The 20,852-nt window shown below is 42.8% G+C and carries 14 protein-coding genes, 2 tRNA genes and 3 rRNA genes; 13 read left to right on the top strand and 6 right to left on the bottom strand.

All coding sequences use genetic code 11. The annotated features are described in order from the left end of the window. From HYG79_RS01915 to HYG79_RS01895, 5 genes are all read left to right on the top strand, one after another. Positions 1–1,077, top strand: coding sequence for an LptF/LptG family permease (locus tag HYG79_RS01915; RefSeq protein ID WP_179240488.1), 1,077 nt, complete (start codon positions 1–3; stop codon positions 1,075–1,077). Further along, positions 1,064–1,951, top strand: a complete 888-nt coding sequence (locus HYG79_RS01910; RefSeq protein ID WP_179240487.1) for a DMT family transporter — start codon at positions 1,064–1,066, stop codon at positions 1,949–1,951. The genes HYG79_RS01915 and HYG79_RS01910 overlap by 14 nt, the downstream gene beginning before the upstream one ends. 58 nt (positions 1,952–2,009) lie before the next feature. Continuing rightward, positions 2,010–2,963, top strand: coding sequence for an acetyl-CoA carboxylase carboxyltransferase subunit alpha (locus tag HYG79_RS01905; protein ID WP_179240486.1), 954 nt, complete (start codon positions 2,010–2,012; stop codon positions 2,961–2,963). Positions 2,964–3,131: 168 nt separating this feature from the next. Next, on the top strand, positions 3,132–4,682 hold the full coding sequence (gene dnaB, locus HYG79_RS01900; protein ID WP_179240485.1) for a replicative DNA helicase: 1,551 nt from the start codon (positions 3,132–3,134) through the stop codon (positions 4,680–4,682). A gap of 121 nt (positions 4,683–4,803) precedes the next feature. Then, positions 4,804–6,066, top strand: a complete 1,263-nt coding sequence (locus HYG79_RS01895) for an asparagine synthetase B (protein ID WP_179240484.1) — start codon at positions 4,804–4,806, stop codon at positions 6,064–6,066. Positions 6,067–6,074: 8 nt separating this feature from the next. On the opposite strand, the gene HYG79_RS01890 is transcribed toward HYG79_RS01895, so the two are convergent. After that, positions 6,075–6,875, bottom strand: a complete 801-nt coding sequence (locus tag HYG79_RS01890; RefSeq protein WP_179240483.1) for an HAD family hydrolase — start codon at positions 6,873–6,875, stop codon at positions 6,075–6,077. Between the two features lie 81 nt (positions 6,876–6,956). On the opposite strand from HYG79_RS01890, the gene HYG79_RS01885 reads away from it, so the two are divergent. Further along, the gene (locus HYG79_RS01885) at positions 6,957–7,379 is read left to right on the top strand and encodes a secondary thiamine-phosphate synthase enzyme YjbQ (RefSeq protein WP_179240482.1); all 423 of its coding nucleotides are present in this window, start codon (positions 6,957–6,959) and stop codon (positions 7,377–7,379) included. A 49-nt stretch (positions 7,380–7,428) separates the two neighbouring features. Here the strand turns inward: HYG79_RS01885 and rplT are convergent, their stop codons facing one another. The 4 genes from rplT to thrS form a co-directional block, all read right to left on the bottom strand. Beyond that, on the bottom strand, positions 7,429–7,773 hold the full coding sequence (gene rplT, locus HYG79_RS01880; RefSeq protein WP_179240481.1) for a 50S ribosomal protein L20: 345 nt from the start codon (positions 7,771–7,773) through the stop codon (positions 7,429–7,431). Positions 7,774–7,893: 120 nt separating this feature from the next. Beyond that, the gene (gene rpmI, locus HYG79_RS01875) at positions 7,894–8,091 is read right to left on the bottom strand and encodes a 50S ribosomal protein L35 (RefSeq protein WP_179240480.1); all 198 of its coding nucleotides are present in this window, start codon (positions 8,089–8,091) and stop codon (positions 7,894–7,896) included. Between the two features lie 156 nt (positions 8,092–8,247). Beyond that, positions 8,248–8,802 carry a translation initiation factor IF-3 gene (infC, locus tag HYG79_RS01870; protein WP_179243459.1) on the bottom strand — a complete coding sequence of 185 codons (555 nt, stop codon included), beginning with the start codon at positions 8,800–8,802 and terminating at the stop codon, positions 8,248–8,250. A 29-nt stretch (positions 8,803–8,831) separates the two neighbouring features. Then, entirely contained in the window at positions 8,832–10,778 is a 1,947-nt protein-coding gene (thrS, locus tag HYG79_RS01865) for a threonine--tRNA ligase (RefSeq protein ID WP_179240479.1), read from the bottom strand. 423 nt (positions 10,779–11,201) lie between these two features. Between thrS and HYG79_RS01860 the strand changes: the two genes are divergently transcribed. The 7 genes from HYG79_RS01860 to trhA all read left to right on the top strand — a co-directional run bounded on the left by HYG79_RS01860 (position 11,202) and on the right by trhA (position 18,636). Then, positions 11,202–12,725: ribosomal RNA gene (locus tag HYG79_RS01860) — 16S ribosomal RNA — on the top strand. Between the two features lie 125 nt (positions 12,726–12,850). Then, positions 12,851–12,924, top strand: a tRNA-Ile gene (locus HYG79_RS01855). 168 nt (positions 12,925–13,092) lie between these two features. Continuing rightward, positions 13,093–13,166: transfer RNA gene (locus HYG79_RS01850), tRNA-Ala, on the top strand. A gap of 214 nt (positions 13,167–13,380) precedes the next feature. Continuing rightward, positions 13,381–16,213, top strand: a 23S ribosomal RNA gene (locus tag HYG79_RS01845). Positions 16,214–16,394: 181 nt separating this feature from the next. Continuing rightward, a 5S ribosomal RNA gene (rrf, locus tag HYG79_RS01840) occupies positions 16,395–16,506 on the top strand. Together the 16S, 23S and 5S rRNA genes with 2 tRNA genes alongside form the textbook arrangement of a ribosomal RNA operon. 143 nt (positions 16,507–16,649) lie before the next feature. Continuing rightward, positions 16,650–17,987 (top strand): amidohydrolase family protein, encoded by a 1,338-nt coding sequence (locus HYG79_RS01835; protein ID WP_179240478.1) that lies wholly within the window; start codon positions 16,650–16,652, stop codon positions 17,985–17,987. Next, complete coding sequence (gene trhA, locus HYG79_RS01830; RefSeq protein WP_179240477.1) at positions 17,968–18,636, top strand: PAQR family membrane homeostasis protein TrhA; 669 nt, start codon at positions 17,968–17,970, stop codon at positions 18,634–18,636. The genes HYG79_RS01835 and trhA overlap by 20 nt, the downstream gene beginning before the upstream one ends. On the opposite strand, the gene HYG79_RS01825 is transcribed toward trhA, so the two are convergent. After that, positions 18,633–20,813 (bottom strand): Ig-like domain-containing protein, encoded by a 2,181-nt coding sequence (locus tag HYG79_RS01825; protein WP_179240476.1) that lies wholly within the window; start codon positions 20,811–20,813, stop codon positions 18,633–18,635. The genes trhA and HYG79_RS01825 overlap by 4 nt on opposite strands. Between the last annotated feature and the right edge of the window lie 39 nt (positions 20,814–20,852).

Raw genomic sequence — 20,852 nt, 5'->3', positions numbered from 1 at the left:
TTGACAATTCTTGACAAGTACATATTAAAACGATATCTGGTCACCTTCTCGGTAATGCTTTTGCTTTTTATCCCGATAGGGATAATGGCGAATTTGGCGGAGCAAGTGGGCCGTATGATCGATAATGAAGCCCCGCTTAATGAAATCGTATATTATTATGCTTGTTTTACGGTATATATAGGTAGTCTTTTGTTTCCTATTTTTTTATTTCTTTCCATCATTTTTTTTACCTCAAAGTTGGCCGGTAATACAGAAATTGTTGCGATACTGAGCTCAGGGGTTTCTTATGGTAGGTTTTTACGTCCATATCTTATAGGTGCCACTATAATTGCCACAATTATGTTTTTCATGGGAATGTTCTTGGTGCCAAGGGCCAGCGAGGGTTATAATGCCTTTAGGTATGAATATCTCAAAAAGGGGAAGGCGGACAGGGTTACCAGCAATATATTCAATCAATTGAATGAAAATGACTATTTGTATGTAAGTAGCTTTGATCCGGCACGGCAAATAGGGTATAATTTTACCTTGGAACACTTTAATGGGGATCAGTTGGAGTACAAGATTTCTGCTGCAAACATAAGATGGGTCGAAAAAGACAGTACCTACAGGCTTACTTCATACCATAAACGTACTTTGGAAAACAATCAGGAAATCGTAGAAACAAAAAGACGTTTGGATACCATATTCAATTTCAAGATTGATGACCTTACCCCGGTATCTTATATAGCCGAGACCAAGAACATTTTTGAGTTGAACGATTTTATTGATGCGCAAAGAAAAAAAGGGGCTTCCAATATAAACACCTATGTTTTGGTAAAATATAAAAGATGGGCTTTGCCAATATCTGCCTTTATTTTGACCGTTATTGCCGTTGCCGTGTCCTCGGTAAAGCGAAGAGGCGGTATGGGAATAAATTTGGCTTTTGGGATAGGTATCGCATTTATTTATATATTTTTTGATAAGGTATTCGGTACTTTGGCCGAACAATCGGGTTTCCCACCATTGTGGGCCGTGGTAATACCTAATTTGTTTTTTGGTATTTTGGGCGTTTATTTATTAAAGAATGCCAAACGATAAGCTCAAGAATTACCTTCATCTTCATCTTATAGTTTTTATTTGGGGCTTCACGGCCTTATTGGGCAAACTTATTTCCATAGCTGCCCTACCTTTGGTTTGGTATCGTATGTTATTGGCATCTTTAATCATAGGTGTTTATCTGTGGATAAAAAAAGTATCGCTAAAGGTAGGGGTCAAAACCCTATGTACAATGATTTTCGTTGGTATCGTCATAGCTTTGCACTGGGTCACTTTTTTTATGGCCATAAAGGTTTCCAATGTTTCAATAGCATTGGCCACAATGTCTACCGGTGCTTTTTTTACGGCGTTTTTGGAGCCGGTATTATACAAAAGGAAGATCATTTGGTATGAAATATGTTTTGGAATATTGGTAATCGTTGGCCTGTATATCATCTTTCAGGTGGAGACAGAATATTTGCATGGCATTATTCTAGCGTTGGTTTCCTCTTTTTTAGCTGCAATTTTTTCTTTGATGAACGGTAAACTCGTCAAACATCAAAAACCATCTATTATTTCGTTTTATGAGCTTTTTGGTGGAGTCGTTTTCCTGACCATATATCTGCTGGGTATGCAGAGCTTTACGACAGATTTTTTTAGTTTGGCCCATACAGATTGGATCTATATTTTCATTTTGGCATCGGCATGCACGGCATATGCGTTTATCGCATCGGTAAAAGTAATGCGTTTTATCAGCCCCTATACCGTAATGCTAACGGTAAATTTGGAACCCATATACGGTATGTTATTGGCTTTTATTGTTTTGGGTGAGTCAGAAAAAATGACCCCACTTTTTTATTTGGGTGGGTTGCTTATATTGCTTACCGTGGTGGCCAATGGCGTCCTTAAGAACAAATTGAGACAAAAACAAACGTGAAGCTATACCCATAAAGTTTTATATTTGTAAGCTGATAAAAACTAAACCTAAATTTTTCATGGAGTATTTGGATTTTGAATTGCCTATAAAGGAATTGGAAGACCAGTTGGACAAGTGTATGGTCATTGGGGAAGAAAGTGATGTAGATGTTTCCGAGACTTGTAAGCAAATTGAAAAAAAACTGGCAGAAACCAGAAAGGAGATATATAAAAACCTTACCGCATGGCAACGTGTGCAACTTTCTAGACACCCGAACAGGCCCTACACGCTAGACTATATCAATGCGATATGTGGCGATACGTTCTTAGAACTTCATGGCGATAGAAGTGTCAAGGACGATAAGGCCATGATCGGTGGGCTGGGAAAAATCGGTGATCAAAGTTATATGTTCGTTGGCCAACAAAAAGGATATAACACAAAGACCCGACAATATCGAAATTTCGGAATGGCGAATCCCGAAGGCTATAGAAAAGCCTTGCGTCTAATGAAGTCGGCCGAAAAGTTCAATATACCAGTAGTCTGTTTAATCGACACTCCGGGAGCTTACCCGGGTATTGAGGCCGAGGAGCGTGGCCAAGGCGAGGCCATTGCCAGAAATATATTGGAAATGACACGCCTAAAAGTACCTATCATCGTTGTAATCATAGGCGAAGGTGCTTCAGGAGGGGCATTGGGAATAGGTGTTGGTGATAAAGTTTTGATGTTGGAAAATACCTGGTACTCCGTAATCTCGCCTGAATCCTGTTCGTCTATCCTTTGGAGAAGCTGGGAGTATAAAGAGATTGCAGCCGAAGCTTTAAAACTTACGGCTACCGATATGAAAAGATTAAAAATAATAGATGAAATCGTACGCGAACCGGCAGGTGGTGCGCATAGCAACCGTGAGAAAACATTTGAGACCGTAAAAAACAAAATTTCTTCCCATTACGAAGAACTAAAAAAGTTATCCCCAAAAGAATTGGTCAATACCCGAATGGAAAAATATGCCAATATGGGAGTTTTTAACGGATGATACTGATTTTTATCTAGTTCAGAAAAACCGAGGTGTACGTACTTCGGTTTTTTTCGTGTTATGAACACAATTTCGTAACTTATCAACACCATTAATGTTAATGAATGGTGGATATCCTAAAGCCACCTTTTAAAGTTAACTTAATGTTAATTGCATACTTTCGTTGCTATGGAGAAACCCAGCCCTATTATTGGACGTAAAATAGATACATCAGCCATTATCAACTTGGAGAGGGGTAAAATACCGCCTCAAGCTGTTGATTTAGAAGAAGTTGTGTTAGGCGCAATGATGATAGACAAAAAGGGGGTAGATGAAGTAATAGATATCTTACATCCTGATGTTTTCTATAAAGATTCACATCGGTTTATCTATGAAGCTATATTCAAATTATTTGAAACTTCCGAACCGGTAGATTTATTAACCGTTTCTACCCAGTTAAAGAAAGATGGCCGTTTGGAGGGCGTAGGTGGTGATTTTTACCTTATTAAGCTCACGCAAAAAGTGGCTTCTTCGGCCCATATCGAGTTTCACGCCAGGATTATATTGCAAAAGTATATTCAGCGCAGTCTAATAAAAATATCCAACGAAATTATTGAGGATGCCTATGATGACGGTACCGATGTTTTTGACCTTCTGGATCACGCCGAATCCAAGTTGTACGACGTTACGCAGGGTAATTTAAAACGCTCTGCAGAAACGGCACAAAATCTGGTAATCCAAGCCAAAAAACGTATCGAGGAAATCGCCAATAAAGAAGGTTTGAGTGGTATACCTTCCGGATTTGACAAATTGGACAAGTTAACATCGGGCTGGCAACCTAGTGATTTGGTCATTGTAGCAGCAAGACCCGGTATGGGTAAAACGGCCCTCACGCTCTCGATGGCCAGGAACATAGCGGTAAATTCTGAAATACCGGTTGCCTTCTTTTCGCTCGAAATGTCATCTGTACAGCTGATAACGCGATTGATATCTTCCGAGACTGGACTTTCCTCAGAGAAGTTGAGGACAGGTAGGTTGGAAAAGCACGAATGGGAACAGTTAAACGTAAAGGTGAAAACCTTGGAAAAGGCACCATTGTTTATTGATGATACTCCTTCATTATCCATTTTTGACCTGCGTGCAAAAGCGAGACGACTGGCCTCCCAGCACGGTATTAAAATGATAATTATCGATTATTTGCAGTTAATGACCGCAGGTGGAAGCCAAAAAGGAGGAAACAGGGAGCAGGAAATTTCTACCATATCTAGAAACTTAAAGGCTTTGGCGAAAGAATTGAATGTGCCCGTAATCGCACTTTCCCAATTGTCTAGGGCGGTTGAGACCCGTGGCGGCAGTAAAAGACCCATATTGTCCGATTTAAGGGAATCCGGGGCCATTGAGCAAGATGCGGATATCGTATCTTTTATTTATCGTCCCGAATATTATAAAATAGATGAATGGGATGACGAGGAAAGAACACCCACCCAAGGTCAGGCCGAATTTATAGTGGCAAAACACAGGAACGGTGGTTTGGATAATATCAGGTTAAAGTTTATCGGTAACCTTGGTAAGTTTGATAATTTGGATGATTTTGATTCTCCTTTTGAATTTCAATCCAAAATGAACGGGGGTGATGACAACCCTTTCCTTACCAAAAACCTTCCCGATGCCAATGAGGCTTTTGGCAGCTCTATGAACGACGGTCTTAATTCGGATGACGATAACGACGTGCCCTTTTAGGGGGGTATAGTACTATTTGCTTAGGTTGTTAAGTTTTTAATTTTAATAACCTTTAACTCATCTCAAAATACTTCACGGTTATTTTTCGTTTATCTTTGGGTAAGTGACTCAATGGTATACTATGAAAAAAAGTCTTTTTTCTCTTTTTCTTTTTCTGTTTTCTTTATCAACATATGCCTCTTCCATCTTGATTCCTATGGATTCGGAAAGTCAAAAAAACCATTTAAAGGCATATGGTATTACCTACTGGGTTTTGGCCAAACAACAAAAAGTACAGTGGTTGTTGAATTACCGCGGTGGCTCCTTTTTACTCCCCGATGGGGAAAATATTCGTAAAGAATGTCAAATACGAGGTGTTTCCTTCGAAATTTTGTCAGATGGTCAAGCACAAAATATTTTAGATGAAATTGGCAGTCCATCCAAAAATCAGGAAGCCGTAATTCTCGAAAAAGCTCCTAAAGTTGCCGTATACTCTCCAAAGGGGAATCAACCTTGGGACGATGCCGTGACCATGGTTTTGACCTATGCGGAAATACCCTACGTTACGGTATACGACGAAGAGGTATTGGGCGATAAATTGGCTTTGTATGATTGGCTACATTTGCATCACGAAGATTTTACTGGGCAATATGGCAAGTTTTACGGGGCATACCGTGCAGCACCCTGGTACATCGAAGGAAAGCAGCAAGCGGAAGCTTTGGCGACTAAACTGGGCTATGACAAGGTCTCGAAGGAGAAAAGTGCAGTAGCTGAAAAAATTAGAAAATATGTGATAGGTGGTGGATTTATGTTTGCCATGTGTTCGGCCACGGATAGTTTTGACATTGCACTGTCCGCCGAAGGAGTGGATATTTGTGAACCCATGTTCGATGGGGACCCATCCGATGCCAATTATCAAAGTCGTTTGGATTTTAAGAGGACATTCGCATTTACCAATTTTACATTGGAGCGCAATCCCTTGCGATACGAATTTTCTTCAATTGACATGACCAACAAAAGGAACAATGTCCCCAAAGAGTCGGATTATTTTTCTTTGATGGATTTTTCTGCCAAATGGGACCCGGTCCCTACCATGTTGTGCCAAAACCATACGACTTTGGTCAAAGGATTTATGGGGCAAACGACATCATTTACAAGAAACGAGATAAAGCCTACCGTTATGGTATTGGGGGAAAATAAATTGAATAGTGAAGCCCGGTACATTCACGGTATCAAAGGCAAAGGTTTTTTTACATTCTACGGTGGTCATGATCCAGAAGACTATCAACATAGGGTGGGCGACCCAAAAACGGAATTGGAATTACACCCTAATTCACCCGGCTATCGTTTAATATTGAACAATGTACTGTTTCCTGCGGCCAGAAAAAAGAAACAGAAGACTTAAGAATAAATTTAAAGTTTGTTCAATAACTTTTCCAAAATGTGTTCCACTCCAAAATCATCATTGCTTTTTGTGGTATACTTGGCCGCCTTTTTAACATTGGGGTGTGCATTGGCCATAGCAAAACTATAATCCGATAATGCCAACATTTCCAAATCATTGTTGTAATCTCCGAAAACCATAATTTCATCAGATGCAATATCGTGGTCATTCATCACTTTTTGAAGTGCATACCCCTTGTTGGCATTGGGGCTTGAAACATCTACCCAGTTTTGACCTGAAATTTTGACCTTTAAATCGTTTTCAAAATGTTTTACAGCGGGGTAAATGTATTTTTCCGAGCTTTCAAAATGATAAACGGCGATTTTAAGAATCTCCTTCTCAAAACCCTTCAAATCCGATAGGATATCAAATTCCGTATAATACTCTTTTAATTTATCCAGAAAAAGGGGAGAGTTTTGCAGTACATAAGCATTGTCCTTGCTACATAGCACGGGGTGTACATTGGGTACATCCTCCAAGACCTTCAAAACTTCATTTTTCTTACTGTTGGATAAGGGTGTTGAAACGATTTCAGAACCGTTTTTCATGGCGAACCCACCATTTTCGGCTATAACTATAATATCTTGCTTTATAGGTTTTAATTTGTCTATAATGCTATTGTACTGCCTGCCACTGGCAGCTACAAATATGATTTTGTTTTCCTTTAGTTTCTCGAACAATTCAAAAAACCTAGAGCTTACCTCGTGATTGGAATTTAATAGTGTACCATCCATATCGGTGACCACCATCCTTATTTTCGATAAATCCATGATTTACATTTTGAAAGGCACAAAGGTATTTGTTAAGGTTTGAATATAACCTTAGTTTTATATTAAATTGATGTGAATACTATGCAGCTGTTTCAGAAAAAAATAAAATTACCCGCTTACAAGAGGGGTTTTCATTTAATCACCAAAATAGTGATCGATACCATGCCCGAAATAAAAAATATTTCTATTGGAATGGTTCAGGTGTTTATAAAACACACTTCGGCAAGTTTAACGATAAACGAAAATGCAGACCCAACGGTACGTGACGATTTTGAAAGTCATTTTAATCAAATGGTACCCGAGAATGCACCCTATTTCGTACATACCTACGAAGGGCCCGATGATATGCCGGCACATATAAAAACCTCGTTATTGGGAGCATCTGTTCAAATTCCGATTACGAATGGAAAATTGAACTTAGGTTTATGGCAGGGTATTTACCTATGCGAGCATAGAAATAACGCCATGGGAAGAAACCTTATTGTTACAGGTCATGGTATATAAAAAATCCGGTTCATTTGAACCGGATTTTGCAGTGAGATATATTTTGGATTTATTTTACTTTTTCGATGATGGCTTTAAAAGCATCAGGATGATTCATGGCCAAATCTGCTAAAACCTTGCGGTTTAAGTCTACATTATTGGCCTTTAGTTTACCCATAAATTGTGAGTAGGACATCCCGTGCATTCTTGCACCGGCATTGATACGTGTTATCCAAAGGGCACGAAAGTTCCTCTTTTTGTTCCTACGGTCTCTGTAAGCGTATAACATTGCTTTTTCAACCGCATTCTTGGCTACTGTCCAAACATTTTTACGTCTTCCAAAGTAACCTTTGGCTTGCTTCATGACTTTTTTTCTACGAGCTCTTGAAGCAACTGAATTTACTGATCTTGGCATGATTTTTAATTTTTTGTAGCAGGCGGGCCATAGTGGCCACTTGATTAATCACTCGAATATTTTATAAAACTTGTGATTTGCCCAACTCCAGGGTTAATGTTAATTTACCGCAATTACTGTTTACTTTAAACGTAATTGTTCTTTAATACTGTTTACATCCGCATCGTGTACCAATGTTGAATGTGTTAGTGCAAGCTTGCGCTTTTTTGACTTCTTCGTTAAGATGTGGCTCTTAAAAGCATGCTTTCTTTTGATTTTACCGGTCCCAGTCAGCTTAAATCGCTTTTTGGCACTGGATTTTGTTTTCTGTTTAGGCATTTTCTCCTCTCTTTATATATTAATCTCACTTTATACCGATCCGAAATTTTTAGGGTTTCAAATATCTAATCGATATGCATTTAACTTGTTTTCAATTTAAACGCCACTTACCATTTTGTAAGTAGCGTTTGATATTTTTGTTGAACAATTTGTTAGTTACTTTTTGGTTTTGGGAGCAATGAACATTGTCATTCGCTTTCCCTCCAACCTTGGCATTTGTTCTACTTTGCCAATTTCTTCAAGTTCAGATGCCAATCTTAAGAGTAAAATCTCTCCTTGGTCTTTGTATACTATCGAGCGTCCTTTAAAAAAAACATATGCTTTAAGTTTGGCACCGTCTTTCAAAAATTTTTCGGCGTGCCTTTTTTTGAACTCATAATCATGGTCATCGGTCTGCGGACCAAATCTGATTTCTTTTACTACGACTTTGGACGCCTTGGCCTTCATGACCTTTTCGCGCTTTTTTTGTTCGTACAAGAACTTCTTATAATCTATGATCTTACATACCGGAGGCTTTGCTTTGGGTGAAATTTCCACCAAATCCAAACCTAATTCATCGGATAAATCCAAGGCCTTTCGTATGGGATATATACCTACTTCTACATTATCTCCTACCAACCTTACTTCTGGCGCAAGAATTTTTTCGTTGATATTGTGCGGGTTTTTGTTCTCCCTTCTAGGTTGGGGCCTAAATCTTTTTCGTATTGCTATGACGTATACTTTTTAGTTAAACTTAATTTTTAAAACGACTTTAAGGTACTATTTATTTCTTTAGTTACCAAGCCCGAAAACTCTTCAATGGTCAGGGCGCCTAAATCCTCACCGCCATGTTTTCGTATTGAGATGGTCTCGTTTTTCTCCTCATTCTCGCCCACGATAAGCATAAATGGTATTTTATTCATTTCTGCTTCCCTGATTTTTTTACCTACCGTCTCATTCCTTTTATCAAGGAGGGCGCGAATTTCGTTATTTTCTAATGAATTTAAAACTTTTTCGGCATATTTTTCATGCTTTTCGCTAACAGGTAGCAGAATAGCCTGGTCGGGTATGAGCCATAATGGAAAATTTCCACCGGTATGTTCCAATAAAAGTGCCACGAATCGTTCCATACTTCCAAAAGGTGCCCGATGAATCATTATGGGTCTATGTAATTCGTTATCACTTCCTTTGTAGGTCAAATCAAAGCGTTCTGGCAAAGTGTAGTCTACTTGAATGGTTCCCAATTGCCACTGTCTGCCAAGTGCATCTTTGACCATAAAATCCAATTTTGGGCCATAGAAAGCCGCTTCGCCTTCTTCTATCACAAAATCAAGTCCTTTATCCTTGGCAGCATTAATGATTGCATTTTCTGCTTTTTCCCAGTTTTCGACAGTACCTATATATTTTTCGGGAGTTTTTGGGTCTCTTACCGAAACTTGCGCCGTAAAGTTTTCAAATCCTAGCGAGCCTAGTACATATAAGGACAAGTCTATAACGTTCATGAACTCTTGGTCTACTTGGTCTGGTGTGCAAAAAATATGTGCATCGTCCTGAGTGAAACCTCTAACCCGTGTCAGTCCATGAAGTTCACCGCTTTGTTCATATCTATAAACAGTACCAAACTCAGCATACCTTTTGGGAAGCTCGCGATAACTAAAAGGTCTTGAATTGTATATTTCGCAATGATGCGGACAGTTCATTGGCTTCAGTAAAAATTCTTCATCTTCTTTAGGCGTGTGTATGGGTTGAAAACTATCGGCGCCATATTTTTCGTAGTGGCCCGACGTAACATATAATTCCTTCTGTCCAATATGTGGGGTTACCACCATTTCATATCCTGCCTTTTTTTGTGCCTTTTTCAAGAATTGCTCCAAACGCTCGCGAAGCGCTGCACCTTTGGGCAACCATAAGGGAAGACCTTGACCTACTTTTTGGGAAAACGTAAAAAGTTCAAGCTCCTTTCCTAATTTCCTATGATCCCGCTTCTTTGCTTCTTCGAGTAGTTCAAGATACTCGGTCAATTCTTTTTGTTTGGGAAAAGAGATTCCGTAAATGCGGGTAAGTTGGGGATTGTTCTCATCTCCCCTCCAATAGGCACCGGCTACACTCAATATTTTAATGGCCTTTACGATACCTGTATTGGGTATATGGCCGCCCCGGCATAAATCCGTAAACGTATCATGGTCACAAAATGTAATGGTACCATCCTCTAAATCTTCTATAAGCTCTACCTTATATTGGTTTCCCTGATTTTTATATAATGATAGTGCTTCTTGCTTTGAGGCGGAACGCATCTTGAAATCGTGTTTCCCCCGGGCAATTTCCAAAGCCTTTTTTTCAATTTCGGGAAAGTCTTTTTCGGATATGGTTTTATCGCCAAGGTCTACATCATAGTAAAAGCCATTTTCAATTGCAGGTCCAATCGTTAATTTAATTCCTGGGTATAATTCCTCTAATGCTTGGGCCACTATATGTGAAGTCGAATGCCAAAAAGCTTTCTTGCCTTCATCGTTGCTCCAAGTGTATAGTACCAACGAACCATCTTCATTAATTTCAGTATTGGTTTCGACTACGGTATCATTGAATTTTGCTGAAATAACATTTCTGGCAAAACCTTCACTAATGCCTTTGGCAATATCCATAGGGGTGCTACCGGCTTTGTGCTCTTTTATGCTTCCATCCGGTAATGTAATTTTAATTGTACACATTATTTTTGACAATAAGTTCGCAAAGATAGCATCTTGCCCCCACGCTTACAATATATAAGAGTACAGTTTTTGAAACGATGGCAATAAATTTTGGTATTATTCCAATTTTGTTGGGGCATATTTAATTGTAATATAATATGTTGGACTCATAATTCGAATAATCTTTAAAAAAAAGTCCATTTTGATTTGTCGATTGAAAAAAACCATATTACATTTGCACCCGCTTTAGGGATGGCGATCGAACGTTTCGGTTCCATTTCGAGAGGCGCGTCCCCACGGGGGCGATCGGGGTTCCTTTATGGGATTCCTTTGATTAGGGTTCATTGACATATTGGGTACAGTAAAGAAGAAGATAGACCGATGATCGACAACGGTCGGAGAGGGCCCGGGATGTTTTCGTGTTGTGAAGTTATTTGAGATACAACGATGAAGAGTTTGATCCTGGCTCAGGATGAACGCTAGCGGCAGGCCTAACACATGCAAGTCGAGGGGCAGCATTCTGTGCTTGCACAGAGATGGCGACCGGCGCACGGGTGCGGAACGCGTATGGAACCTGCCTTCGCCAGGGGAATAGCCCAGGGAAACTTGGATTAATGCCCCGTGGCACGGTCCCCCGGCATCGGGGGTCCGTTAAAGCTACGGCGGGCGAAGATGGCCATGCGTACCATTAGCTTGATGGTAGGGTAACGGCCTACCATGGCCACGATGGTTAGGGGCCCTGAGAGGGGGATCCCCCACACTGGTACTGAGACACGGACCAGACTCCTACGGGAGGCAGCAGTGAGGAATATTGGACAATGGGCGAGGGCCTGATCCAGCCATGCCGCGTGCAGGAAGAATGCCCTATGGGTAGTAAACTGCTTTTGTACGGGAAGAAACCCGCCTACGCGTAGGCGGCTGACGGTACCGTAAGAATAAGGACCGGCTAACTCCGTGCCAGCAGCCGCGGTAATACGGAGGGTCCGAGCGTTATCCGGAATCATTGGGTTTAAAGGGTCCGTAGGCGGGCCTGTAAGTCAGGGGTGAAAGTCTGCCGCTCAACGGTAGGACGGCCTTTGATACTGCAGGTCTTGAATTATATCGAAGTGGGCGGAATATGTAGTGTAGCGGTGAAATGCATAGATATTACATAGAACACCGATCGCGAAGGCAGCTCACTAGGTATGTATTGACGCTGATGGACGAAAGCGTGGGTAGCGAACAGGATTAGATACCCTGGTAGTCCACGCCGTAAACGATGGACACTAGCTGTCGGGCCTTCGGGTTCGGCGGCCAAGCGAAAGTGATAAGTGTCCCACCTGGGGAGTACGTTCGCAAGAATGAAACTCAAAGGAATTGACGGGGGCCCGCACAAGCGGTGGAGCATGTGGTTTAATTCGATGATACGCGAGGAACCTTACCAGGGCTTAAATGCATTATGACAGGGGTGGAGACACCTTTTCCTTCGGGCATTTTGCAAGGTGCTGCATGGTTGTCGTCAGCTCGTGCCGTGAGGTGTCAGGTTAAGTCCTATAACGAGCGCAACCCCTACCGTTAGTTGCCAGCATGTAAAGATGGGGACTCTAACGGGACTGCCGGTGCAAACCGCGAGGAAGGTGGGGACGACGTCAAATCATCACGGCCCTTACGTCCTGGGCCACACACGTGCTACAATGGCCGGTACAGCGGGAAGCCACGCAGCGATGCGGAGCGGATCCACAAAACCGGTCACAGTTCGGATCGGGGTCTGCAACTCGACCCCGTGAAGCTGGAATCGCTAGTAATCGGATATCAGCCATGATCCGGTGAATACGTTCCCGGGCCTTGTACACACCGCCCGTCAAGCCATGGAAGCCGGGGGTACCTGAAGTCCGTCACCGCAAGGAGCGGCCTAGGGTAAGACCGGTAACTAGGGCTAAGTCGTAACAAGGTAGCCGTACCGGAAGGTGCGGCTGGAACACCTCCTTTCTAGAGAAACGGCGCGATATGCGATGGGCCCCTCCGGTCCCGTTGTCTCCATTGGTCCGATCCTTCTCAAGCTGTACCCATTATCACGATATACAGGGCATGGGTCTCGGGCCGGTGTCCGAAGCAGTCTCATAGCTCAGCTGGTTAGAGCGCTACACTGATAATGTAGAGGTCGGCAGTTCGAGTCTGCCTGAGACTACAAAGCGGCGAAAGCTGCCGGTCAAGGGTCATGGAGTTAAGGTTTTTTTACACTTACCCGATTGACGAAAAAGTTCATTGAGAATAAAGTATTGAAAGGAAATTCTAGAAGTTGAGTAGTAGTTGGAAGTACTGACTACTGACTACTATGTACTAACTACTAGTATATGGGGGATTAGCTCAGCTGGCTAGAGCGCCTGCCTTGCACGCAGGAGGTCATCGGTTCGACTCCGATATTCTCCACAGGGCGTTGCCCTGGGACAATCCATTTTATCCCGGGCCATCGCAAAAGGGGAGTTGCTGATATCTAACCGTCAGTGGCGACCCGCCACAACGTTCATTGACATATTGGGACGGTATGGTACCATATCCTTTAGGGGATGGGTACCGTACGATCATATTTACATATGACAAAACAATAGAGGAAACGAGAGGCGCCGTACCTTCGGGTACAGGTGCGACAAGCAAGAGAAGGGCGTATGGGGGATGCCTAGGCTCTCAGAGGCGACGAAGGACGCGATAAGCTGCGAAAATCCGCGGGGAGGTGCACATGACCTTTGATCCGCGGGTGTCCGAATGGGGCAACCCACTATATTGAAGATATAGTATCCCGCAAGGGAGGCGAACCCGGTGAACTGAAACATCTAAGTAGCCGGAGGAGGAGAAAACAATAGTGATTCCGAGAGTAGCGGCGAGCGAAATCGGATTAGTCCAAACCATCGGTGTCACGGCACCGATGGGGTTGTAGGACCACGTGATTCGAGGAGCGATGAACTAGAACGCTTTGGAAAGAGCGGCCATAGACGGTGATAGCCCGGTATAGGCAAAGACCTTTTGGATAGTGGTATCCTGAGTAGCGCGGGGCACGTGAAACCCTGTGTGAACCCGGCGGGACCATCCGCCAAGACTAAATACTCCTGAGAGACCGATAGTGGACCAGTACCGTGAGGGAAAGGTGAAAAGAACCGTGAACAACGGAGTGAAATAGATCCTGAAACCATACGCCTACAAGCGGTCGGAGCCCATATGGGTGACGGCGTGCCTTTTGCATAATGAGCCTACGAGTTACTTTTACCGGCAAGGTTAAGCCCTTCAGGGGCGGAGCCGCAGCGAAAGCGAGTCTTAACAGGGCGCCTTAGTCGGTAGTAGTAGACGCGAAACCGTGCGATCTACCCATGGGCAGGTTGAAGCTGTGGTAACACACAGTGGAGGACCGAACCCGTTGACGTTGAAAAGTCTTGGGATGACCTGTGGGTAGGGGTGAAAGGCCAATCAAGCTCGGAAATAGCTCGTACTCCCCGAAATGCATTTAGGTGCAGCGTGTAGATAGTTTCATAGAGGTAGAGCTACTGATTGGATGCGGGGGCTTCACCGCCTACCAATTCCTGACAAACTCCGAATGCTATGAAACGTTTCTGCGCAGTGAGGGCATGGGTGCTAAGGTCCATGTCCGAGAGGGAAAGAACCCGGACCATCGGCTAAGGTCCCCAAATATATGCTAAGTTGACAAAACGCGGTGGAACTGCATTGACAGCCAGGATGTTGGCTTGGAAGCAGCCATTCATTTAAAGAGTGCGTAACAGCTCACTGGTCGAGCGGTTCCGCATGGATAATGATCGGGCATAAGCATATTACCGAAGCCATGGCCTTGTATTCATACAAGGGGTAGGGGAGCATTGTAACGGCGCCGAAGGCGGACCTGCGAGGGCCGCTGGAGCGGTTACAAACGAAAATGTAGGCATAAGTAACGATAATGCGGGCGAGAAACCCGCACGCCGAAAGACCAAGGTTTCCCCAGCTATGCTAATCAGCTGGGGGTCAGTCGGGACCTAACGCGGACCCGAAGGGGGAAGTGGATGGACAACGGGTCAACATTCCCGTACCCGCATAGTGACGAAAGCGACGGAGGCGAGAGGTTGGTGCGTGCAGACGGAATCGCACGTTGAAGGGAGCGGCAACGCCCCGATAGTACGCCGAGGCCACGGCCAAGGCGATAATCCAGCGTATCGACTTCCAAGAAAAGCGAACTATGCGGCCCGTACCGTAAACCGACACAGGTGGTCGGGATGAGCATTCTAAGGCGCTCGAGAGATTCATGGTCAAGGAACTAGGCAAAATAGACCCGTAACTTCGGGAGAAGGGTCGCCCCCCTTTGGGGGGCCGCAGTGAAGAGGTCCAGGCGACTGTTTATCAAAAACACAGGGCTCTGCCAATTCGAGAGAAGACGTATAGGGCCTGACACCTGCCCGGTGCCGGAAGGTTAAGGGGAGATGTAAATCCTTCGGGAGGACGCATCGAACTGAAGCCCCGGTAAACGGCGGCCGTAACTATAACGGTCCTAAGGTAGCGAAATTCCTTGTCGGGTAAGTTCCGACCTGCACGAATGGTGCAACGATCTGGACACTGTCTCGACCATGAGCTCGGTGAAATTGTAGTATCGGTGAAGATGCCGGTTACCCGCAGTGGGACGAAAAGACCCCGTGCACCTTTACTATAGCTTCGTATTGACCTTGGGCAACCGATGTGTAGGATAGCTGGGAGGATTCGAAGCGGCGTCGCCAGGCGCCGTGGATCCGTTGTTGAAATACCAGCCTTCGTTTGTCTAGGGCCTAACCCTTTCATAAGGGGACAGTGCGTGGTGGGTAGTTTGACTGGGGTGGTCGCCTCCAAAAGAGTAACGGAGGCTTCTAAAGGTGCCCTCAATACGGTTGGCAATCGTGTGCAGAGTGCAATGGCACAAGGGCGCTTGACTGCGAGACATACAGGTCGAACAGGTAGGAAACTAGAGCATAGTGATCCGGTGGTTCCGCATGGAAGGGCCATCGCTCAAAGGATAAAAGGTACGCCGGGGATAACAGGCTGATCTCCCCCAAGAGCTCACATCGACGGGGGGGTTTGGCACCTCGATGTCGGCTCGTCACATCCTGGGGCTGGAGAAGGTCCCAAGGGTTGGGCTGTTCGCCCATTAAAGTGGCACGCGAGCTGGGTTCAGAACGTCGTGAGACAGTTCGGTCTCTATCTACTGCGGGCGTTAGATATCTGAGTGGCGCTGGCCCTAGTACGAGAGGACCGGGCCGGACCGACCTCTGGTGCACCGGTTGTCCTGCCAAGGGCATCGCCGGGTAGCTAAGTCGGGACGGGATAAGCGCTGAAAGCATATAAGCGCGAAACCCGCCACGAGATGGGATATCTTTAAAGGGCCGTGGGAGACTACCACGTCGATAGGCCATAGGTGCAAGGGCGGCAACGTCCGTAGCCGAGTGGTACTAATTGCCCGTAAGCTTGCGCCCCGTGCGCCCCTCGAACACTTCTATTGCGCATTGCCATGTGTACGTACGAGACGTACGGCGATACCGTCCCATTATTATGTCACGCTTCGGCTACGCACGGCATCCGCCGTACGGTAGGGGAGCATTAAAAAACCGCCCTTTTCGCATTTTCCCTTCGGGGGGAAACGAAGGGGAGCAAAACTTAGGTGGCCATGGCGGCGGGGCCCACCCCTTTCCATTCCGAACAGGGAAGTTAAGCCCGCCAGCGCCGATGGTACTGCTATACCAAGTGGGAGAGTAGGGAGCCGCCTTCCTCGAAGGCCCTTCACGATTCGTGAAGGGCCTTTTTTTATGGGGAACCTTTATGGGGCATGTATGGCGCTACATTTGCAATATATGAAAAGATTCAGCAAACTTTTTAGCTATTCTTTTTAGTATATTTAGCAAAAACCATGTTATGATTAAAAAATCTTTACTTCTTTTATTCTTATCCATTACAGTCGTCACATCTTCTCAAGACAATAAGATCAAAGTATTGGTTGGGGGAACTCTTATTGATGGATATGGATCAGAACCAATTAAAAATAGCGTAGTACTTATTGAGGGTAAAAAAATAAAATCTGTTGGAACCATAGATAATATGTTAATTCCTGAAAATGCTGAAGTTATTTCTACAGAGGGTATGACAGTATTACCTGGCCTATGGGATATGCATGTACACACCATGATAAATGGTCATGCCGACTATAGCTATTGGGACAAAACATACCCACCATTGTTCAAGGATGTGATTATGCCAGCTTCAGCCCATCAGTTATTGATGGCCGGGGTTACGAGTGCTCGTGATTTAGGTGCTCCTTTAGAAGAAAGTATAGCCGTACGCGACGCAATCAACAACGGAGATATTCCTGGTGCAACTCTATATGTATCAGGGCCTTTTATACAGCACAAACCTTATCCGGGAACGGAAGATTTTAGATGGGGGGTATATGGAGCCGAAGATGGTAAAAAGAAAATTCGTAAACTGGCGAAAGCAGGTGTGGATGTTATCAAATTAATAGATCAAGATCAAATGACCATGGAAGAGCTTAGGGCCATTGTGGACGAGGCACATAAAAATGGTTTAAAAGTAGTGGCCCATGGCCATAGGCCAGAAGAAATCAGAAGAGGTCTAATGGTAGATGTTGATTGTTTTGAGCATACCGGACTATCATCTGCTCCTCAATATCCGGATGATATCATGCAAATGATTTCGGAGCGAACCGCCGATATGAGCAAAGGTCCGTTATTCTGGTGCCCAACCGTTGAAGGACTTTATAATTATGAATATACACGTGATAATCCCGAAAAGCTGGACAATGATTCTTGGCATAGAGGTTTACCGGATACGGTAATAACCGATATTAAAAATAGTATTAAACATCCTGACCGTTTGCCTTATTTTCAATTAACACCTATTAGAAAGCCTACTTTGCAAACAAAAATCAAACAATTGTTGGATGCAGGTGTAGTACTATTAATAGGTACAGATAGTGGTATACCCTTGAAGTTTCATAGCCAATCTACATGGAATGAGTTGGATATTTGGGTCAATGAGTTCGGAATAGACCCCATGTATGCCATACGAGCTGCTACATATTGGCCATCTTTATGGATGGGTGTTTCCGATGAAGTTGGTACAATAACCCCGGGAAAATATGCTGATATTATAGCAGTTGAGGGTGATGTACTACGATATATTAGTTTGTTGCAGAACGTAGACATGATAATAAAACATGGTAAACGGTACAAATAATTCCCCCACCGAGTTGGTAGAAAAAAAATCGTCTTATCACCAAGAAGAAAGATTAAACTCATTATCACATGCCTTGGGTATTTTATTGGGAATCATAGGTCTTTATTTCCTATTGGATAAGCATGCGCCTAAAAGTCCCTATGCTACTTTAAGCATCTTGATTTACGGTGTCTCTGTAATCTTATTGTTCACGGCATCTACCTTATATCATTCGGTTTCCAATGTTAAATTGAAAAGAAAGCTTAGGGTTTTAGATCATATTAGTATCTATTTTTTAATCGCGGGCACCTACACTCCGGTAGCTTTGATTACTTTGGTGAACGGGAACGGATGGTCTATCTTTTACACGGTATGGGGTATTGCGGCCATAGGTACCTTGCTCAAACTTTTTTTCACGGGAAAATACGAATATATCTCTCTATTACTCTACCTGATCATGGGCTGGTTGATCGTACTGGATTTTAGGAGCTTATTGGAACAAACTACTTCTTTGGGGATGCAATTACTTATGTTAGGAGGTGCTTTCTATACCATAGGGATTGTGTTCTATGCCATTCGAAAAATTCCATACAACCATTTAATCTGGCATTTTTTTGTTTTGGGAGGGGCTATTTCACATTACTTTCTGATATTATTGGCAGTCATTTAGTTAAAATGAAAAGAATTGAAGGGGGTGCCACTATCACTTGTAGATTTCATTTTACTTATTACGGTATTGGAAAAGCTGTTGTGATCCCTATTATTTTTGATAATTAAATCCAAGTATTGCTCATACGATGTAATATTATCAAAAGAAGTAAGATGCACCTGTTCAAAGTCAAACCCTTGATTTTGCGCCACAGTATATAAGGACAAATCCTTCATCTCCTCGGGTATTTCTGGAAGAGTAATCACATCTGCAGATTGACTGTCAAACAAAACTGTCATTATATAATCGCCACCCAAACCATCAGCCGGACTTAACCTGATTCGTCCCAAAGAATGATCTCCCCCTGATTTTGATATTGTAATATCATTGCCCGACTGTTGATAATCTAATGACCAATTAGGTATTGAGTAATTACTCGCCGGTAGCCCTTTTCGGTTAGTTAAGTACGTATCTAGTACAAGTTGATGTGAATAAGAATCAAAATTTGTATTATAATGAAACTCGTATACTCCACCGAAAATGAGCTCTGGGCTTCCTCTATAAATTTCATGAAAAATATCATTCTGACTATCATTTGAAGTTTCGAATCCTAGGATTTGTAGTTGATTATTAACCACAGAACTAACTCCACTTACATTAAATGATGAGCTTGCTATATCCGCATCCGTAATAAAATCATTTAAGTCAATGGTTTGGCCATCGATCAAAGGTTCGGAGAGTCGATAATGGGCATAGGGGAAATTTTCCAAATTATTACTGTAGAGATAATAATTTGAGGAAGAATTGTTTGTATCATTAAGACTAATGGTTTCAAAATTGCCCGATTGTTCAAAATTAAAATGGCTAAAAGTATAGTCTATGCCATGACCTGCAATATATTCTTCATTAACAAACCCAGTTACCGGAATAGTAGCAGTAGTTAATACGGAACGACGTCTGGGTAAATTGAAATTTATTTCCGACAAATTATCTCTTGTAATTCCCTGAATATTGGTTATCCTATTAAATGAATCAGAGAAAGAATTGTCATCTGCTAAAAATGTAAGCATAAACTTTTTGTCAAAATCAAATTCAGTCGGTGCATGTAACCGAATCAAGTCATCCTGTAAGGCAACTGATTTAGTAACTATTGGAGTCCCGTCCATTTCTGATGCAAAAACCCAAAAACTAGTCCAACTAGAGCTTAAAAACCCTTCAGGTATGGATACCTTGATGAGAAGCCTTAAAATACTATTATTTATATTAAATGACGTTTCATTACCTAATTCATCTATGGCAATAAAAGTAAACATTGAGTCGCCAACGGGATATGTTTCGGGATTAAACTCGAAATTTGTATTTCCAAGGTCTTCAAAAAACTGTATTTGTTCTCCCCTTAACTTCACTTCCAAAGATGCTATCTCTGAGAATTCGTCGGTGACTTGTGGGTTTAAGGAGATAAGCTCATCCAAGATTTGGCCATCTTCCAAGTTCTCCAAACTAATCTCAGGCCCTGTATTATCGGAAATAAAATTCACTTCAAAAACTGATAGATTATCTGCGGAATCCATAGCCTCTATCTTAAAAATATTGTCACCATCATCTAAATTCAGCGTATTGATATTGGCCACGAAATTACCATCGGTAACCTCCGATAAGAGTTCTCCGTTGAGAAACGTTTTTACGGAGCTGAGCACTTCATTGTCCATAACTTCAAAAACCACAGGGTTGGTATCTCCATTGATTGTGGTTCCTTCTTGCAACGAAACTCCCATAATCGATGGCATTTCGTTGTCTATGTTTATCGTTTGTTGGGTAGAAGTAACATTTCCGGCCATGTCGGTTGCAGAGACCTTTAGAATAAAATCCTTAAACTTATCGGTACTGACCACTTTTGAATCGAACGAGGAAACATCAATAATGATTTGATAGGGAGCTGTGGTATCCTCTCCTACCTTCTGTTCATCTATAAAAGCTTCAATTTTTGCTATACCGCCTGCGTCCTTGGCATCTACATTAATTTCTATTCGATTGCTTACTACAATAGGCCCTGAAGTGGTATTGTTGGGAAAACCGGCAATGGATATTGAAACGGTAGGAGCTATGACGTCAGGTTCTTCCGGATTATCGGAGCTATTGGAACAGGAATTAAAAATATATAATAAAGCAATCAGAAATAGGAAGGTAGGCTTGTGCATGGTATTAAAAGTGTGGTTTGGACTACAAATATATACGGA

Origin of the sequence: Costertonia aggregata (genome assembly GCF_013402795.1) — a bacterium.
In the GTDB taxonomy this organism is placed as follows: Bacteria; Bacteroidota; Bacteroidia; order Flavobacteriales; family Flavobacteriaceae; genus Costertonia; species Costertonia aggregata.
Note: the sequence above shows the minus strand (reverse complement) of the source record. Positions and strands in the feature narration are given on the sequence as shown.

Coding starts and splice junctions, on each gene's coding strand:
- HYG79_RS01825 (WP_179240476.1), bottom strand. CDS start 20,813: ATGCACAAGCCTACCTTCCTATTTCTGATTGCTTTATTATATATTTTT.
- dnaB (WP_179240485.1), top strand. CDS start 3,132: ATGGAGAAACCCAGCCCTATTATTGGACGTAAAATAGATACATCAGCC.
- thrS (WP_179240479.1), bottom strand. CDS start 10,778: ATGTGTACAATTAAAATTACATTACCGGATGGAAGCATAAAAGAGCAC.
- HYG79_RS01885 (WP_179240482.1), top strand. CDS start 6,957: ATGCAGCTGTTTCAGAAAAAAATAAAATTACCCGCTTACAAGAGGGGT.
- HYG79_RS01905 (WP_179240486.1), top strand. CDS start 2,010: ATGGAGTATTTGGATTTTGAATTGCCTATAAAGGAATTGGAAGACCAG.
- trhA (WP_179240477.1), top strand. CDS start 17,968: ATGGTAAACGGTACAAATAATTCCCCCACCGAGTTGGTAGAAAAAAAA.
- HYG79_RS01910 (WP_179240487.1), top strand. CDS start 1,064: ATGCCAAACGATAAGCTCAAGAATTACCTTCATCTTCATCTTATAGTT.
- HYG79_RS01895 (WP_179240484.1), top strand. CDS start 4,804: ATGAAAAAAAGTCTTTTTTCTCTTTTTCTTTTTCTGTTTTCTTTATCA.
- HYG79_RS01835 (WP_179240478.1), top strand. CDS start 16,650: ATGATTAAAAAATCTTTACTTCTTTTATTCTTATCCATTACAGTCGTC.
- rplT (WP_179240481.1), bottom strand. CDS start 7,773: ATGCCAAGATCAGTAAATTCAGTTGCTTCAAGAGCTCGTAGAAAAAAA.
- rpmI (WP_179240480.1), bottom strand. CDS start 8,091: ATGCCTAAACAGAAAACAAAATCCAGTGCCAAAAAGCGATTTAAGCTG.
- HYG79_RS01890 (WP_179240483.1), bottom strand. CDS start 6,875: ATGGATTTATCGAAAATAAGGATGGTGGTCACCGATATGGATGGTACA.